Origin of the sequence: Paenibacillus glucanolyticus NBRC 15330, from assembly GCF_004000885.1 — a bacterium.
GTDB classification, from domain to species: Bacteria; Bacillota; Bacilli; order Paenibacillales; family Paenibacillaceae; genus Paenibacillus_AQ; species Paenibacillus_AQ glucanolyticus.
This window is the reverse complement of the sequence record NZ_BIMC01000001.1, coordinates 411,489-432,180: the sequence shown is the minus strand read 5'-3', so window position 1 is coordinate 432,180 and position 20,692 is coordinate 411,489. Positions and strand designations below refer to the sequence as shown.

2 protein-coding genes (1 of these 2 running past the window's edge) are annotated in these 20,692 nt (G+C 50.4%); both read left to right on the top strand.

Annotated elements, in window-relative coordinates:
• On the top strand, window positions 1-2,714 hold the final stretch of the coding sequence (locus PGL02S_RS01805) for an SDR family NAD(P)-dependent oxidoreductase (RefSeq protein ID WP_051449090.1). Its footprint begins 7,675 nt before the window's first position; 2,714 of the gene's 10,389 nt are visible here — the last part of the coding sequence; its start codon lies beyond the left edge, outside the window; it ends in the stop codon at window positions 2,712-2,714.
• Window positions 2,711-20,692, top strand: a complete 17,982-nt coding sequence (locus PGL02S_RS01800; protein ID WP_036637170.1) for an SDR family NAD(P)-dependent oxidoreductase — start codon at window positions 2,711-2,713, stop codon at window positions 20,690-20,692. Before PGL02S_RS01805 ends, PGL02S_RS01800 begins: the two co-directional genes overlap by 4 nt.

The following is a 20,692-nucleotide window of genomic DNA, read 5'->3' as shown; positions in this document are numbered from 1 at the left end:
GAAAGTATGCCCAATCGGCCAACGTGGATGAATTATGGACACATCTATCCAATGGAGCGGAGCTTATCGGAGAGTCACCGCGTTGGGATCTCACGGCATACTATCCGGAGGATGCCGAATATTGCAACCGCGGCGGCTTTGTAGAGAACATCGATCAATTTGATCCTTCTTTTTTCAATATTAACGGACTTGAAGCCAATTATATGGATCCCCAGCAGAGATTGTTTATGGAGGAGTGCTGGAAGGCACTGGAGGATTCCGGTTATGCCGGTTCCAGGATTCAGGGACGCCAATGCGGCGTTTATGTCGGTTGCCTTGGAGGAGCGGGGGATTATCACCAGCTGTCGGGTGACGATGCACCCGCGCAGGCCTTCTGGGGCATAGCCGGGTCGGTCATTCCGGCACGGATTGCCTATTACCTTGATCTCAAGGGACCGGCTATTGCTATCGATACCGCTTGCTCCAGTTCGTTGGTTGCGGTTCATATCGCTTGTCAGGGATTGTGGGCAGGAGAGACGGAAATGGCTCTGGCGGGAGGCGTGTTTATCCAGTCTACGCCTTGGTACTACTTGAGCACCAACAAAGCCGGAATGCTCTCTGCAACAGGACACAGCTATACCTTTGATGACCGTGCGGATGGATTTGTTCCCGGTGAAGGGGCCGGCGTGCTTGTATTGAAGCGTCTTAGCGAAGCGATGGATGATGGAGATCATATCTACGGCGTCATCCGCGGATCGGGAATGAATCAGGACGGAACCACCAATGGTATTACGGCGCCAAGCGCCATTTCCCAGGAGAGTTTGGAACGCAGCGTATATGATGCGTTTCATATTGATCCAAGCGGCATCCAGGTAGTTGAAGCCCACGGAACGGGCACGAAGCTGGGAGATCCGATTGAATACCAGGCACTTACCAGAGCATTCAGGAAATATACCGACAATAAGGAATACTGCGCCATCGGTTCAATCAAGACCAACATCGGGCATGCGGCCCATGCGGCTGGCGTCGCGGGAATCATCAAAATTCTGCTGTCCATGAAGCATCAACAAATCCCGCCTACGCTTAATTTCAAGTCGGGCAACTCCAATATTCAATTTAAGGACAGCCCGTTTTATGTCAATACAACGCTCAGGGACTGGGAAACCGGCTCCAATGACAGAAGACGGGCTGCTGTCAGCTCTTTCGGATTCAGTGGCACAAACGCCCATATTGTTATTGAGGAAGCATCGGAACCTGCAGGGAGCCATTCCGTGAAACCAGGGTATTTGTTAGCGTTATCCGCGCGCACTCCAGAGCAGCTGCGGCAGCAGGCTGACCAGCTAATCGAATACTGTGAACGGAATCAGCAAGCGGACTGCGGCAACTTAAGCTACACGTTATTGGCGGGGAGAAAACATTTCAACCATCGTTTAGCTTGCGTTGTTCGCAGTGTGGATGAACTTATATCGTATTTAAGCAAATGGCTGGCCAGGAGCAAAGTACCGCAGGTATACGTTTCAGAACGGAATGAAAATGATCGGCGGGAGCAGCCTTCGCTGAAACGGTACGGAAATCAATGCATTGAGGAGTGCTTCGCAGCAGATCCGAATGGGTACGTGGAACGGTTATCTGCGATTGCTGAGTTATACGTTCAAGGATATGCGCTTAACTACGAAGCATTGTTCTCAGGTGAACGTTATAGAATTTTGTCCCTCCCAACATATCCTTTTGCGACAGAACGCTATTGGGTACCGGATAAGAAAAACAAACGTTTATCATCCCATGATACAGCGTCACCAGGACAGGCCATGCTGCACCCCTTGCTTCATCGGAATACCTCGGATCTGTCAGGAGTTCGCTACAGCACGACGTTTAAAGGCAGCGAACCTTATCTGGCTTATGGGAATGTCAAAGGAACAAAAACCATACCTGGCTTGACCTATCTCGAGATGGCACGAAAAGCGGCGGAAATGTCGGCGGGAGCTTTTATAGGACCTCATGAAGGCATCCAGATCAAGGATATGGTCTGGTCCAGTCCGGTTGAGTTAGGGATGGAAGGCTTGGAGATTCATATCGACGTCTTTCCTGATGATGAGGGTATTTCGTTTGAAATCTACAGCAGTTCTGGCCTGAGCAGCCCAGAACCGGTTATACACAATCAAGGGAGCGTATCGTCTTATCCTGTACCAGGAGCTGAAACAATTGATTTGAACCTCATACGGGAACAATGCAACGTGAAATATTTCTCAAAAGAAGACTGGTATAAGGCATACGATCAGGCAGAAGCCGTCTATAGCCCTGAGCATCGAGTGGTAGACGAGCTGTTTGTCGGACAGAATGAAGTGCTTGCCAAACTTTCACTGCATGCAACCTGGACGGATTCGTCTCATCCCTTTATTCTGCACCCATGTATTACAGATGCCGCTTTGCAGGCGGCTATTGGTCTTTTGGCGGATAGGGATCCTCGAATGAGCAGTGATGTTATCCAATCCATGCTGCCGCTCTACTTGCAAGAGATGCAAATGATCGGTGAACCCACACCGCAAGTATGGATCCATGTACGAAAGAGCGAACATCGCGTGCAGGGGAATAAGGATATACAAGTAGATATGGACTTGTATGATCAACACGGTAAGGTATATGCAAGATTGAAGGGACTTACAGTCCGGTTTACGGAGAGCAAAGATAAATATACTGTAGGACACGACATGGTTGGGGGAGGGTTAAAACTATGAGAAATCAACATACTCTTTCAGGTTCTAATAGGTCCGTAGCAGCGTCCACGGTTCATTTGTTTACGCCGCATTTTAGAGAAGCAGGGATGATGGACAGACACATGCCAGCAGAGGAAACCCGGCATATGGTTATCCTGTGCGATATGGAGCACGTATCCCAAGAAAGCGTTCAAGTTAGAATGTCGGGTGCAGAAGTTCATATGCTGCAATCCTCTCCATATATGGAGATTCATGAACGATTCCAAACCTATGCACAGCAAATGTTCGATTGGGTAAAAACGATATTAGAGCGTAAAGAGACAGGGAAGACCCTTATTCAACTGGTGGTGTCTGCGCAGGGTGAACAGAAGCTGCTCACCGGGCTCTTTGGATTTTTGAAAACGGCCCACTTGGAGAATCCGCAGTTAAGAGTTCAATTGATCGTAACAGAACTTGATGAGACTATAGACCAACTTGTGCAGCAACTGAACGAAAGCAAGGGACAGCCTGATGATCGCGTGCAGTATGACCAGGGTATAAGAATGGTGGCAGACTGGAATGAAATTGCAGCTTCACCGTTAGAGCCGAGGATTTCATGGAAAGACAACGGGATATATCTAATTACCGGGGGTGCGGGGGGACTCGGACTCCTATTCGCCAACGATATTGTGCGGCAAGTGAAAGACCCTGTGCTGATTCTAACGGGACGTTCTGTGCTGTCAGGGGAAACAGATGCCAGACTCCATGAACTAAGGTCAAGCGGAGCCCAAATCGTATACATGCAAACGGATGTGACCCATAGGGATCAAGTAGAAGGTCTGTTCCGATATATTGTAGAGGAATTCGGGAAGCTGAGCGGGATCATCCATAGTGCGGGCGTCATTTGCGACAATTTCATAATTAAGAAGGACAGACAAGAGGTACAGCAAGTACTGGATCCCAAAGTAGCGGGTCTCGTGAATCTGGATCTTGCCTCCAAGGAGCTTCCTTTGGATTTCTTTGTGTTCTTTTCTTCGATAGCGGGCAGTTTTGGAAATCCGGGACAAGCCGACTATGCTGCGGCGAATGCCTTTATGGATGCTTACGCGATGCATCGCAACGGTCTGGCGGCATCCGGGCTTCGCCAAGGCCGAGCCTTGTCTGTCAGCTGGCCCTTATGGAAGGATGGCGGGATGGGAATTGATCCACAAGCTGAGGACCGGATGATGCATAGCTGGGGCGTGACGGCACTGGAGACGAATGCTGGCATTCAGGCTATGTTTCAAGCACTGGCTTCCGGCCATGATCAAGTGCTTATTCTGCCAGGTGAACTCACTAAGATGAGGGATACTTTGCTCTCAAGTTCCGCCCTTAAGCAAGTGATTTCCGAAACGGCAGATCGATCCCAGGTGGATCGGGAACGTTTAAGAGATAGAACGGCTCAGCAATTCAGAGCGCTATTCGGGGAGATTACGCAGCTCGATGCTTCCAAAATAAATATAAACGAACCCCTTGAGCGTTACGGAATCGACTCCATCATGATCAACCAATTGAATATGAACTTGGAAAGGATCTTCGGAGCTCTTTCCAAAACGTTATTTTATGAGTATCAGACGTTGGGAGAAGTCGTTGATTATCTGGCTGCTGAATATACGGAGTTGTGCGTGAAGTGGACGGGGATGGGAGAAGAGCAGGTCGTCAGGGAAATACCTGCAAGCAATCCAACAGCTTCGCATCCGGACAATTCCTTTCCGGCACTCGTTTCACGCAGACGAGGTACGAAACGATCTAATAGCTTCCCTGCCCATAAGCCTGCCCGCAACACGCGGGAACCCATTGCCATCATAGGTATAAGCGGACGGTATCCGGGAGCCCGCAATCTGAGCGAGTACTGGGAGAATTTAAAGGCCGGCAAAGACTCGATTTCTGAAATACCTGAAGACCGCTGGACGATGGAAGGCTTCTTCCATCCGGATCCGCAGGAGGCCGCGTCACAGGGAAAGAGTTATAGTAAATGGGGCGGTTTTCTAGACGGATACGCGGATTTTGATCCCCTGTTTTTCAACATTTCTCCCCGGGAAGCCATGCTGATGGACCCTCAAGAACGCCTGTTCATCGAGTCCTGCTGGGAAGCGTTAGAGGACGCGGGATACACTCGGGAGCAGCTGGCGGTTCAGCATAACCGCCGGGTAGGTGTTTTTGCAGGTATTACGAAGACGGGCTACGATCTGTACGGCCCCGAATTATGGGAACAGGGGGAACATCTCAATCCGTACACATCCTTCAGCTCCGTCGCCAACAGGGTTTCGTATTATCTGAATTTGCAAGGTCCCAGCATGCCGATTGATACGATGTGCTCCTCCTCGCTAACCGCGATTCATGAAGCCTGCGAACATCTTCATCTTGGTGATTGCGAAATGGCAATTGCAGGCGGGGTAAATCTGTATTTGCACCCTTCCAATTACCACTGGCTGAGCGTACAGAAGATGCTTTCGAAGGACGGTAAATGCAAAAGCTTTGGTCAAGGAGCCAATGGGTTCGTTCCCGGCGAAGGTGTCGGCATCGTGCTGCTGAAACCTTTGTCACGCGCCATTGCGGATGAGGATCAGATCCATGCCGTCATTAAAAGCACCAGCACGAATCATGGTGGTAAAACCAACGGTTACACCGTGCCCAATCCCGTAGCTCAGGGCGAGCTTGTTCGTGCTGCGCTGGACAAGGCAGGCGTAAATGCGAGAGCGGTCAGTTATATTGAAGCACATGGAACCGGCACAGATCTCGGTGACCCTATAGAAATAACCGGGCTGACCCAAGCCTTTTCCAAAGACACAGACGATACAGGGTATTGCGCCATCGGTTCAGCCAAATCCAACATCGGGCATCTGGAAGCTGCGGCTGGCATGGCGGGGTTAACCAAAATCGTCTTGCAAATGAAGCATAAGATGCTGGTGCCCAGCTTGCATGCCCAAGAGCTGAATCCGAATATTCATTTTGCCAAAACACCTTTTGTTGTCCAGCAATCACTGGAAGAATGGCAAAGACCGGTCATTCATTTCGACGGCAAGCTGAGGGAATTCCCCAGAATTGCCGGGGTATCCTCCTTTGGAGCGGGAGGCTCTAATGCCCATGTCATACTCGAAGAATATAGACCCGAGGAAGCATCCCGGAATGATCCAACCCTGATGCAAGTGAAGCAAGTTAAACATGTGAAGGTCATCGTTCCTTTGTCAGCCAAAACCGAAGCGGGACTAAACGAGAGGGCAGGGCAACTCTTGTCGGTTATCCGCGCCGGGGAATTATCGGACAGCGACCTGCCGGATGTAGCGTACACCCTTCAAATCGGACGAGAAGCCATGGAGGAGCGGATTGCGCTCGTTGTGGATTCTATTCAGGAGCTTCAAACTAAGCTGATGCGTTATTTGGAAGGTCAGGCAGACATTGATGGGCTGAGCAAGGGACAGAACAAGGCTGGCAAAGAGCTGAAGGATATAACAGAAGTGAATGCAAACATGGAGATTTGGTTGCAGCTGGGGGATTATCAGAGTATAGCAAGGTTTTGGGTCGAAGGGCCAAGTTTGGATTGGAACAGCCTGTATAGCGTAGGGCCTAAACCGCGCCGCAGGAGTCTGCCGACCTATCCATTTGCGAGGGAACGATATTTTATAGCTGATAAGCTGGATGGTGAGCGTATAATATCCACGCCCGCATCCTTCATCGAACCGTTGGGTTCGGATGAGTCTGTAAAATTCGATGCCAATGAAAATATGGAACAGTCGGATCGTCAGGCTGATCATCGAAGAACCGAATCAGGTAAAGGCCGAAAAAGAGAAATGAGAGGTTTGAATGAACAGCAGTGCGTAGAGCTGGATTTGAAGGATCAGATAGGTGCTTTACTCCAAATCCAGCGGGATCGATTGGACAGTGAAATCAATCTCGCGGATTTTGGATTTGATTCGATAAGCTTGACCCACTTGGCAGCATCGCTTTCGAAGCTTTACGGGATCGAGCTTACCCCGGCGGTGTTTTTTGGGCATTCCAGCATAAATAAAATAGCGGAATACTTGATGACGGAGCATCAAGAGGTGGTTGCAGCGTTCTATTATGAGGCTGAAGAGAGCAAGCCCGTTGCATCCGTCTCCAGAACGAAACCACGGTCGTCTGAGAGGCCTAAGGTAATATCACGCAGCGCTTCCCCGGATGTCCCCGAGCCTATTGCCATCATTGGCATGAGCGGGCGATTTCCAGATGCGAGGAATGTAGAAGAAATGTGGACCATCCTGACCGAAGGAAGGAGTGCGGTGAAAGAAATTCCTTCGGATCGGTTTGATTGGCGTGATTATTACACAGACTCCGGTAAGGAGTCTCAAACGATAGACAGCAAATGGTGTGGCTGTATTCCGGGTGTCGGTGAATTCGATCCTTTGTTCTTCGAAATTTCACCCAGGGATGCGGAGCTGATGGATCCGAGGCAGCGTTTATTGCTTCAGGAGGCCTGGAATGCCTTGGAGGATGCTGGGTATGGGACCAAGAAAATCGAAGCCGGGAAGATAGGGATGTTTGTTGGGGCAGAGCAAGGAGATTATCAGCAGCTGGTCCGAGGGGAAGCGGGGATTACCTCCAACCACAATGCCATTTTGGCAGCAAGGCTGTCTTACTTCTTGAACCTGAACGGTCCCGTGCTGTCGGTGGATACCGCCTGCTCCTCTGGGCTGGCAGCAGCGCATCAGGCTTGTCTCAGTCTTCGGCACGAGGAGTGTGACACGGCTATTGCAGCAGGTGTCAATCTGATGCTGACCCCGGAGCCGTATATCGGGATGAGTCAGGCTGGCATGCTCTCCAAGGATGGACAATGCTTTGCTTTTGATCAGCGGGCAAACGGGCTTGTTCCCGGCGAAGCGGTTGCCGTGGTGATACTCAAGCGTTTATCCAGAGCTGAAGCAGACGGGGATTCGATTCTGGGGGTCATCCGCGGGAGCGGTATGAATTATGATGGCAGGACAAACGGTATCACAGCTCCGAGCGGAGTGGCGCAAAGGGATCTTGTAACAGCCGTGTATCAGCAGTCCGGGGTAACACCGGAAGACATTGAATATGTTGTTACACACGGCACCGGAACCAGATTAGGAGACCCGGTTGAAGTCAACGCTTTGCAAGATGCGTTTAAAGCGAATACCGATAAACAAGGCTATTGCGCGATTACTTCCAACAAAACCAACTTCGGCCATACCTTTGCCGCCTCCGGTTTAGTCAATATGATCAACTTGATACAGGCTTTCCGCCATGAAATGATTCCTGCAAGCCTGAATGTTGAAGAGGAGAATGATTATATTCATTGGACGGAAAGTCCTTTTTATGTCAATAAAACGAACAAACCCTGGCCCTCCAACAGCGTCAAAAATCGTCTGGGAGCAGTAAGCGCATTTGGAATGAGCGGGACCAACGTTCATATGGTGCTGGAGAGTTACGCCAGAGAGCCGATTGAAGAGTCTGCTGACCGTTCTCCATATCATTTGCTTACGTTCTCCGCCAAAACGAGCGAAGCTCTGGAGGAGAAGATTCAAGACATGCTCGCTATGTTCAGGAACACGAAGCTATCACAAGAAGAGATGGGCCATCTGGGTTATACCTTGCTGGAAGGACGACAGCATTTTAACCATCGGATTGCCATTGTTGTAAGGGACAAACAGGATGCGGAATATGCATTGTCGACAAGCGCAGACAAGGTACGGCTGCCAAGCCTGTTCAGCGGAAAAGTGCCGCGAGATTTTGAAGGGCAAAGCATGATTCAGCAGTATGTCCAAGACCTTATGAGAACCATGCCTTCTCTGATGGAAGATCCGGACAAATATCGGGAAGCTCTGCATGCATTAGCTGATTTCTACTGTCAGGGCTATGAGCTGAGCGGCGAAAATTTATATGCAGGCACCTCGGCTCGGCTAACCCATCTTCCGACGTATCCATTTGCCAGGGAACGGTATTGGACGTCCCGGAACGACGTCAAAGGGGATGCTGCCGGAACCAAATCACGAAGCATGCGGATCACAAACAGACCGAGCAAGGACAATACGGGAGCTTCAATGAAACAAACACAAGAATCCTACGAGATGATGACATTTGAAGAGGTATGGGAGGAAGAAGTCTTAACGGGTACCCATAATACAGAAACGAAGACGATGATCTGTTTCCTTTCCCAGCATGGGAGTCAACAGAAATTTTTGGAGACCGCGACAGGCTTGGGTGGGGACACCCAGGTTATTTTTGTTTCGCGAAGTACGGGATTTGCCAAGAACACAACGTATGATTACACCATTTCCGAGACGGATCGGGAGACGTACGTGCAGGCATTGAGCAGCATCAAGGAAGATTTCAAAGAAATCGATGCGGTTCTGTATCTGTGGCCTATGGAAGATGCCATTTACGTTAAGGACGTTTCTTGCGTTGTGCACCTGATTCAAGCCATCGCCTCTGCAAGGCTGAAGCCGAAGCGGTTGTTATTGGCAGGTCAATATGAGAACCGGCTTGAACAGTGTTATATGGAATCTTGGACAGGCTTTGAACGTTCACTCGGTCTTGTGCTGCCTAACATTAGCGTGAGCGTCGTATCATTGGAATCGCAAGCACAGCCGCATGAAGTTTCCTGGAGAGAAGTGACTCAAAGGCTGTTGGCGGAAATAAGCAACAATCAAGCAACAAGCGTCTGGTATCAAAAAGGTAAGCGCCATGTTAGGCAGATCAAGCCCACCGTGATGGCGAATGGCTCCAACATGTTAAAGAATGGAGGCACGTACCTTGTTACAGGCGGATGTGGAGGTCTTGGGCTTGTCTTCGCCAGGCATATGGCTGAGCGATATGGCGCAAATTTAATCCTTACAGGCAGATCTCCAATGAATGATGAAATGCGGTTCAGCATGGAGGAACTGGAGAATAGGGGCGGCCATGTCGTTTACGTTCAGGCCGATATTTGCGATGCAGAAGGCATGCGGGAAGGGTTGGCCCCTGCAAAAGATCGTTTTGGGGCCATTCATGGGGTTATTCATGCAGCTGGCATGTCCAGCAGTCAGAATATTCTTGAAAAAGAGATTGAAGATTTCCATAAGATTCTCGCTCCTAAAGTGGAAGGAACACTTGCGCTGGAGGCGTTGCTTCAAGGGGAACAGCAGCTGGACTTTATCTGTTATTTTTCGTCCACTTCGGCCGTGCTCGGAGATTTCGGCTCATGCGATTATGCGGTTGGCAATCGTTTTCAGATGGCTTATGCCCGCTATCGGAACGAACAGAGACGCAGCGGTCGTACCTTCGTAATCAATTGGCCGCTGTGGAAGGACGGCGGGATGGGCTTCCAGGATAAAGCGAATACGGAGCTGTATTTAAAATCGAGCGGTCAGCGCTTTCTGGAGGCCGAAGAGGGATTACAGATATTTGAGCGCATTTTATCTAACAGCCACTCGCAGCATTTGATACTGGTTGGGCAGCGAAGCCGCGTACACAGATTTTTGGGGATTGCTGATCGTGGTTCCGTTATTGAAGCGAAAGAACAGGAGTCGAAGACCGTTCAAGCGTTATCCGCTCCAGGCAGGGGCTGGACGAGTGAAATGAAGGGCTTGAGCCTTGAGCAGTGTCTGGAGCGGGATTTGAAGGAAATCGTCAGCCAATTGCTAAAAATCCCTCGCGATAAGCTGGACCTGGAAGAGAACCTGGCTGAATTCGGCTTCGATTCCATCAATCTTGCGCAGTTCGCAAACGCATTGACAGAGCATTATGGCTTGGATATAACACCTTCGTTGTTCTTCGGACAATCCACGATTGGGAAATTAATCGGCTATTTCCTGGATGAACATAAGGAATTGGCGGCTGATTTCTACCAGGAAGGTCAGATCGAGCATACGGATTTACGACAACCATTGAATAGGCCGGAATCGGAGCAAACAGCATTTAAGCGGGCACGAGGGCCTGTGAGAAAGGCCATACCGAACCTCTCACCGCCGGCCATGCATGAGCCTATCGCGATTATCGGCATGAGCGGGCGCTTTCCGGAAGCACGGAATATCGATGAGATGTGGACGATTCTGGCTGAAGGCAGAAGTGCAGTGTCGGAAGTTCCCGTCGAGAGGTTCGATTGGCGGAAATATTACGGGGATGGCGAGCAAGAATCAGGGCAGATCCATTGTAAATGGTGTGGCACCATTCCGGGTGTTAGCGAATTCGATCCGATGTTCTTCGAGATTTCGCCGAATGAAGCCAAAACGATGGACCCGAGGCAGCGGCTGCTGCTCCAGGAATCCTGGAAGGCGTTAGAGGATGCCGGGTACGGTGAAGACCGGCTTGGTACAGGCAAGATCGGAATGTTTGTTGGGGTTGAGGATGGCGATTATCATCTGCTGGTCAAGGATAAGGGGACTATAACCTCTAATCATAACGCTATCCTGGCAGCTCGATTGTCTTACTTCCTCAACTTGAGCGGACCGAATATGGCTATAAATACGGCATGTTCATCGGGATTGGTTGCTGCTCACCAGGCCTGTATGAGCCTGCGGAATGGAGAATGCGATACCGCTATCGTGGCGGGCGTTAACTTGCTGCTTACTCCCCAAGCCTATGCAGGCATTAGTCAGGCAGGGATATTATCCGCGGACGGCAAATGTTACGCCTTCGACAATCGGGCGAACGGAACCGTTCCGGGAGAAGCCGTTGCCGTCCTGGTTTTTAAGCGTTTGTCGCAAGCGGAAGCGGATGGAGATCCTATTCAGGTGGTTATTCGCGGAAGCGGGGTGAATTACGATGGGAGAACTAATGGGATTACGGCCCCAAGCGGAGTTGCTCAGAGCAAATTGTTGAGAGAAATTTATGCACAATATCAAATAAATCCCGAAGAAATCGAATATATCGTAACCCATGGCACCGGGACAAAGTTAGGCGATCCTGTAGAAATCAATGCCTTGAACGATGCTTTCAAAGCGCATACGGGGAAACAGAGTTATTGTGCACTCACTTCCTCCAAGACCAACTTCGGACATGCCTTTGCAGCTTCCGGTCTGGTCAGTCTGATCAATCTGGTGCTTTCCCTGCGCCATGAAATGATTCCGCCAAGCCTCCATTTTGAACAAGAGAACGATTATATCCATTGGGGTGCGAGCCCGTTCTATGTAAACAGAGAAGCCAAAGTTTGGAGCAGACCGGAAGGAACAGTTCGTACCGGGGCAGTAAGCGCATTTGGTATGAGCGGGACCAATGCGCATATGGTTCTGGAGAGTTATGCAAGAGATAGAAAAGGTGGTGTGTCCAAGGCGCGTCCGCCATACCATCTGCTTGCCTTGTCGGCAAAAACGAAGGAAGCACTCGACGAAAAAATCCGGGATATGATCCAAACGCTTGATCAAGAGACATGGAATGATGAAGATCTTCCGCATATAAGCTATACGCTGTTAAAGGGACGCCGCCACTTCAGTTATCGCTGTGCCGTGGTCATTCAGGATTTAGGTGATGCGAAGTATGTACTGAACTTGTCCTCCAGCAGCGAGAAAGTGCCAAATCTGTTTACAGGCAGGGTTCCGCGGGACTTTACCGGGCAAAAAGCGATGCAGCTTTATATCCAGGAGCTCCTTACGAAGAGCCTCACCCAGCGTCATCGTAAAAGCGAATTCCAAGAGACGCTGTTCGTGCTGGCGGATTTGTATTGCCAGGGGTACGACATCGAGTGGAATCTGCTGTTTGGCGAAGATCAACCTTATAAGGTAAAGCTTCCAACCTATCCTTTTGAAAAAGGGGAATATTGGGTGGATTCTGCCGAAACAGCCGTGAACGAGCCAGCTGCTGTAGGGATGGAGAAAGAGACGGGCTTCGATTCTGCGGCGGAAGTAGAAGAGCTTCCATTAGCTAGCCAAACAGAAGATTTGGAAGATGACCTTAATGAAGAACAAACTCCTCTTCAGGGCAGCGTGGATACGGAAGCGATGGTATCGGCAGCCACAGCACGATTAAGAATGCTCCTTGGAGAGGTTACCGGGATCCCTCATGATAAATTGGAGGAGGAAGCCTCCTTTGAAGAATTGGGACTTGATTCCCTGATGATTACTGCCCTGAATCGGAAAATGGAGTTATGGATCGGGAAATTGGATACCACCCTCTTCTATACGTACAACAGCGTCAAGACATTAGCCGCTTATTTAATCCGGGAGTATAAAGACGTGGTTTCCGCACTCGCAGCCGATACGGCTGTGGCCGTTGTGGAGAAGTCCCTGAAGAGTCTAAAGCAGGTTGAAACAACAAAAAAGCCAGCTATTTCAGCCTCCATCTCATCCGTTAGTCCGTCTAACAAACAATCAATATCTCTAACGGAACGTCAGCCAAGCCAATCTGCGGATATTGCCATCATTGGGGTGGCTGGCCGTTATCCGAAAGCGGAGACGCTGGAGCAGTTCTGGAACAACTTGTACGAAGGCAAGGACTGCATTGAAGAGATTCCGGCAAACCGCTGGCCTCTGGAGGGATTCTATGAGCCGGACCGGGCTAAAGCCGTTGCCAAGGGACTGAGTTATAGCAAATGGGGAGGCTTCTTGGATCGTATTGACTATTTCGATCCCTTGTTTTTTAATATTTCGCCAAGAGACGCCATGTACATGGATCCACAGGAACGGCTGTTTTTGGAGGTTGCCTGGGGATGCATGGAGAATGCGGGTTATACGCGCGAATCGTTGAAGCATGAGGGTTATGGCAATCAAATCGGAGTTTTTGTAGGCGCTACATTTAACAACTATCAGCTGTTTATGGCCGATGCGGCCAAGCAAGCCAATCAAGATATGTATCTGGCGACGAGCCAGATGTTCTCGATAGCGAACCGGGTGTCTTACATCATGAATTTCACGGGTCCAAGCTTAACGGTGGATACGGCCTGCTCTTCATCGCTTTATGCTGTACACCTGGCTTGCGAGAGCATCCGAAACGGACAGTCCAAGATGGCGATTGCAGGCGGCGTTAATCTATCCCTTCATCCAAGCAAATACATTACGTTATGCCAGGGGCAATTCAGCGCTTCAGACGGAAGATGCCGTGCTTTTGGTGAAGGCGGCACAGGCTATGTACCATCCGAGGCGATAGGCGCCGTCTTTTTGAAACCTTTGCAAGAGGCAATCCAAGATCAGGACTACATTTATGGAGTCATAAAAGGCACTGCAGTCAGTCATGCGGGCAGAACGAACGGTTATACCGTTCCAAGTCCGGTATCCCAATCACAGGCCATTGAGAATGCGCTCATCCAAAGTGGAATTGACCCAAGAAGCATCAGCTCCATCGAAGCTCACGGTACCGGAACGGCGCTTGGTGATCCGATCGAGATTAAAGGTTTGATGGACGTATTTGGTAGATATACCGAAGAAACAGGCTATTGTTCCATCTCCTCGGTCAAATCGAACATCGGACATGCGGAGGCAGCGGCCGGCATCGCGCAGCTTACGAAAGTGTTGCTTCAAATGAAACATCAAACGCTTGTGAAAAATGTCATGCACGGACAAAGACTGAACCCTAACATCGACTTCAATCAGACGCCATTTGTCGTGCAGAGTGAAACGGCGTATTGGAAGCGTCCCACGATTAATGGGGAGGAGGTACCTCGCCGGTCCGGAATTTCGTCCTTCGGGGCAGGAGGAGCTAACGCCCATATCGTGGTTGAGGAGTATATCCCTAAGGACAGCCATAAGGCTCCTATTGCCGTTCATTCACATAGCCCTGCATTAATACTCTTATCTGCCAAAAACGAGGACAGGCTCCGGGAGCAGGCCAGAAGGCTAATGCACGCCATCGGCGAAGAACAGCTGACGGATGCAAGCCTGCGGGATATAGCGTATACACTTCAAGTGGGACGCGAGGCCATGGAGGATCGCTTGGCCATGATCGTTGGCTCCGTGGACGATCTTAAGGCAAAATTACACGAGTTCGCGAATGGCTGCGATTCGATCAAGGATACGTTCAGAGGGCAGGTCAAGCGCAATAAGGAGACGATGTCGCTTCTTGAGGCTGATGAAGAAATCCAGGATGCCATCGTTAGATGGATCCAGCGAGGAAAATACGCCAAACTTCTCAATTTATGGGTGAGGGGGCTGAGCGTTGACTGGGGCCAGATCTATGGCGAAGTTAAACCTTCTCGGATCGGCTTGCCAACTTATCCTTTTGCCGGTGAACCGTACTGGATCCCTGAAGCTGGGGCAGACGCTGAAACAAGCCGACCTGCTGAAGCATCGGCAGCATCTGTTGTTCATCCTTTGCTTCATCGGAATACCTCTGACCTGTCGGGGCTGCGTTTCACTTCGATGTATACGGGGAACGAGTTTTTCCTGAAGGATCATGTGGTGAAGGGGGCGCCTGTCCTGCCTGGTGTGGCTTATCTTGAAATGGCGCGAGCGGCTGTTGAGCAAACGGCCGGAGAGATACTGAAGGAAGAGCGCATGGGAATACGGCTCAAGAACGTGGTGTGGGCTCGGCCTATTGCGGTGCGAGATGAACCCGTTCAAGTCTACATTGATCTTGTTCATGAGGACAATGGTGAAATTGCCTATGAAGTATACAGCAGCGAACCAGGAGCAGATGGAGAAGCAGTGCTGCACAGTCAAGGGAGTGCGATATTAGGCAGTATGGAGGATCATATATCGCTGGATATCCAAGCCCTTCAGTCTGAATGTAATCGAGATGTCATTTCATCAAACCAGATCTATGAAACATACAGAGCCATGGGCATTCATTACGGTCCGGCTCACCAGGGAATACAGAAGGTTTATTTGGGAAGTGGTCAGGCATTGGCCAAGCTGTCCATTCCCGCCGTGGTTTCTGAAACAACCCAAATGTATACTCTGCATCCCAGCTTGATGGATTCGGCCCTGCAGGCAACGATTTCCATGATGATGAGCTCAGATCCAGCGTCGTCCGCTGCCCTGAAGCCGGGACTTCCGTTTGCACTTCAGGAGCTTGAGGTATTTGGCCGCTGCCCGTCTGAAATGTGGGCTCTGATCCGGTACAGCGAAGGAAATAATGCAGATAGCAAAGTGCAGAAGCTGGATATCCATTTATGCGATGCTCAAGGGACTGTATTTGTAATAATGAAAGGTTTTTCAACCAGGGTGCTAGACAGTGAGGTGAAGTCACAGGGTCTTTCAGAGACACCCGGGACTCTTATGCTGGAGCCGATCTGGAGGGAGCAGCCTGTCCCTAGCAACACCAGCGCCCAGGGTTATGCCAAACATCTGGTCTTCCTGTGCGAGATCGGTCTGGACCTGCAGCAGGGCATGAACCAACAGATGACTCAGGCACGCTGTATCACGCTGGAATCATCTCAGGAAAGAATGGAAGAACGGTATACAAGTTATGCCAGCCGGATATTTGAGGAAATCCAAGCCGTTCTGCAAGAGAAACCGAAAGATAAAATTCTGATTCAGGTTGTATCCCTTCCGCAGAATGACCGGTTGTTGTTCTCGGGTCTTTCGGGATTAATGAAGGCAGCACAGTTGGAAAGTTCCAAGCTTGCATGTCAATTTATCGAAATAGAATCAGGCTCAGCCGAAATTGCGAAATTGACAGGTGTATCCATGGAGAACAGCGGCCAGCCGTCGGATCAACGCATCCGATATCGGGACGGCAAACGATGGGTTGCGGGATGGGGCGAGCTTCATGCTGATGCTAAGGAAGCAGTTCCTCCGTGGAAGGACCAAGGCATCTATCTGATTACGGGCGGTGCTGGCGGTCTGGGCATTATTTTTGCCAGAGAGATTACGAATACAGCCAAAGAAACCGTGTTGATTCTTACCGGACGTTCTGCGCTGCAAGCAGGGGCGCGGGCGGAGCTGGACGAACTGCGAGCTCGCGGTGCCAAGGTGGATTATAGACAAGTGGACGTGACGGACAGGCAGCAGGTCTTCGCCTTGATCCGAAGTATCCAGGATGAATATGGACGTCTGAACGGGATCATTCATGGAGCGGGCATCATCCGGGACAATCTTATTCTTAGAAAAGATGTGGGGGAACTGCAAGAGGTGATGGCCCCCAAAGTTAACGGGCTCGTAAATTTGGACGAAGCCAGTAAAAATATTCATCTGGATTTGTTTATTGCTTTCTCTTCTGTGGCTGGGGCGACGGGAAATCCGGGTCAGACAGATTATGCTGCCGCCAATGCTTTCATGGATGCCTTCGCAGAGTATAGAAATACGCTTGCCGCATCCGAGCAGCGACATGGTCGAATGTTATCCATCAATTGGCCCTTGTGGAAAGAGGGCGGTATGCGCGTCGGCGATGACGTCGAAAAAATCATGCTGAAGAGTCTGGGCACCGTCCCGATGCAGACTTCTGCGGGAATTCAAGCACTGTATCAGGGGCTTGCCTCGGGAAGACATCAGGTTCTGGTCATGACAGGCATGATGTCACGAATGAAACCCAGAATGCTCCCTCCAACCAATGCCGTTGCTCCACAGCCGAGCATGATGACAGCTACCGTCAAGCATGATGACGGCACGCAGAGGGATAGAGTAGAGACCGTGTTGATACAGAACGTGTCCACACTATTAAAGGTCAAGCTGGAAGATATCGATATTCAATCGGAATTCAGTGAGTATGGATTCGACTCGATCTCTCTTACGCAATTTGCCAACATGTTGAATGAAGCCTACAGTCTTGAATTGACTCCGACCGTGTTCTTTGAATATACAACGCTGGATAGTTTTGCCGAATACCTGATCGCGGAACATCCGGCTGCATTTACCGCTGGGACTCCATCGGACATGCAGTCGGACGCTCCAGAGGTTAACGTAATAGAGATAAACGCAGTAGAGGTTGAGGTTGAGAAGGAAGAAGTGAATCCCGTCAGAAAACCTCGCTCCCGATGGGCGCCGAAAGTTGTCCAGCCTGTCCAGTTAGCCCAGGTTGCCCAAGACACTCAAGCTGAACCTGAGCCGATGGCTATCGTAGGTATCAGCGGTCTGTTTCCGATGGCACAGGATGTGAATGAATTTTGGAGGAACATCGTGGAGGGCAAGGATTGTATCACGGAAATACCGAAGGAGCGATGGGACTGGAGGGAGTGTCTGGATGATCCTTCCGAGGCTCAAGGGCATTCCAGTCTAAAATGGGGAGGCTTCATTGAAGGCGTGGAAGAATTTGATCCGTTATTCTTCGGTATTTCCCCGAGAGAAGCCGAGATTATGGATCCCCAGCAGCGTCTCCTGCTCACCCAGGTTTGGAAGGCGGTTGAGGATGCCGGTATTGCACCGGGCAAGCTGTCGCAAGATCCTACAGGTGTATTCGTGGCTGCAGGTCCAGGCGATTATATGAACATCACTTCGATCTCGCAGGGGAATCCCCAAGCGATGACAGGGGTCGTTCCATCCTTGATTCCGAACCGTATCTCCTATGCCTTAAACCTGCAAGGGCCGAGCGAATATTACGAAACGGCTTGTTCCTCAACCTTGGTGGCCTTGCATCGTGCCATTCGCTCTATTCGCGATCAAGAATGCGAACAAGCCATCGTTGGCGCCGTAAACCTGCTGATCTCTCCAATAGGCTTCATAGGTTTTGATGCCATGGGTTATCTTAGCCCGGATGGACATGCCAAATCCTTTCAGTCCGACGCGGACGGGTTCGTGCGGAGCGAGGGGGTTGGTGCGATGATCATCAAGCCTTTGTCAAAAGCAATCAAGGACCATAATCTCATTTATGCGGTAATCAAAGGGACAGGCGTTTCGCATGGGGGCAAGGGGATGTCATTGACCTCTCCCAATGCCGGAGGCATGAAAGCCGCGATGTCTCAAGCCTTTAAAGGCTCGGGAGTTCATCCTCGGACGATATCTTATATCGAAGCTCATGGCATTGCGTCCCCGATGGCTGACGGCATTGAAGTGAATGCACTGAGGGCGGGATATCAGGAGATTGCGTCGAACAGCTCGTCTGCAATTGATTCAGTCAAGGACAATGCTTGTTATATCAGCACCTTGAAGCCCGTCATGGGTCATGGGGAAGTGGCTTCCGGCATGGCTTCGTTAATCAAGGCCATACAGGCGATAAGGCATAAACTTATCCCTGGGGTGGTCCGATTTACAAGTCCGAGTGAACATATTACGCTTGCGGGCAGTCCGCTGCGAATCTCCGCAGAGCATCATGAATGGGAAGCCTTAACCGATGCAGACGGCAAGACGCTTCCGCGGCGCGCAGCGATAAACAGCTACGGGATCGGCGGTGTAAACGCCCATGTCATTCTTGAAGAGTATATCCCTGCAGATGAAGGGTTGCTTCGGGCAGAACCTTCAGGGAAACCTCAGATTATTGTCCTGTCGGCAAAAAAAACAGAGCGGCTTCAAGAATACGCTTCACAAATGCTTGAATATGCAGAACGTCATTCCGAGTTCTCATTAGAGGAATTTGCATATACCTTACAGGTGGGAAGGGAACAGATGGAGTCCCGGTTAGCTATGGTTGCCAGCAGCAGGCAGGAACTGATTACTGGTTTCAGGATATTCCTGAATGCATCGCCGGATAACCCCGGTGGGGCCATTACGAATCCGGCCATTTTTACTGGGGATACAACCTTCTCAAGCTCCAAACTGGATTCGGCTGCGCTTCAGTCGCTTTTTGCAGAAAACAATTTGACCAACATAGCGCTGCAGTGGACAAAAGGCGGGCAGTTCCCTTGGGAATGGCTCCATATGGAAGAACGAGTCCATAGAATATCTCTTCCCGCGTATCCATTCGAGAAGAGAAGGTGCTGGCCTGAGCTGGACGATGTACAAGAGACCGATCCTGATCCTTATATAAGCAGCCGCGTGATCGATATCGTATCGAGCATACTGGGCATGGCACCGGCTGAGATGAATCCGGGGCTGCCCTTGGATCGATACGGGCTTGACTCCATTCTATTGATGCAGCTGCTGCAGCAGCTGCAGCACCAGCTGGATCCCGCGGTTGATCTCGTCAAGCTGCAGGAATGCAGGACGGTGATGGATATTGCTGCCATGATTGAATTGCCGCCGACAGAAGACAGGCAGCCCAGACTTGATCCTGAGAATGCGTCTATTGCACCCGTCAATTGGCCGCAATTTCCCGAGCTCATCCTGCTTAACAAAGGATCACAAGGTTCGCCCGTATTCTGGTTTCATGGGGGTTTGGGCGGTGTCGAAATGTACCAGAAGTTGGCGCAAAAGAGTGAGCGTCCCTTTTACGGAATTCAGGCGAGAGGGTGGTTGACTGACCGTACCCCTCTAAAAGGGGTCGGGGCGATGGCCGCTTATTATGCCCACATTATTCAATCGGTTCAGCCCGACGGTCCTTATGATCTGGGAGGATACTCCTTAGGCGGGGTTCTGGCCTATGAAGTAACGCGTCAATTGCAGGTACTGGGGCATGTGGTGAATTCGGTTGTGATGCTGGACTCCCCATACGGCAAAGAGTTCCAGCAAGGAGCCGTCTCAAGAACAACGGCCGTATTGCAGGCCGTTAACTTGGCGCTTGCCTCGAGGAATTTTCAAGAACCAGACAAGTTTATCCAGACGCTGATTCATAGGGATGAACTGGACTTTAATGTGGAAGAGGGCAAACTGCTGGAGCAGCTTATTAAGCTGGGAAACACACGCGGACTCACCAAGACCGAGGATCAGATTGTGTCCATGATCGAGGCGAATGTCAAGATACAGCATGCTTACCAATTCGATCAATATGCGGCGATGCCGCTTCCCGACCCGGATGCCGTAACCTGCTACTATTTCCGCAATAAGGGCGGCTTGATCTTCGGAGAGCTGGAGCCGTACTTCTCGACAACCGAAGATTCGTCGGTTCTAGACCAAGCGGCATACTGGAAGGAGTGGGAACGCCAGTTCCCGGACCTGCATGTCATGGATATCGATCCTTCGAATCATATGGTGCTGTTGTCGGAAGCTAAATCGTACGAAACGATTTTTGCATTTTGCGAAGCGTTATATTCTGGAGAAGGCATAACCAAGGAGTTCCTCCAGATGTTTAAAGAGCAAACGAAAGAATTACACGGAAGCAAGGTGTGA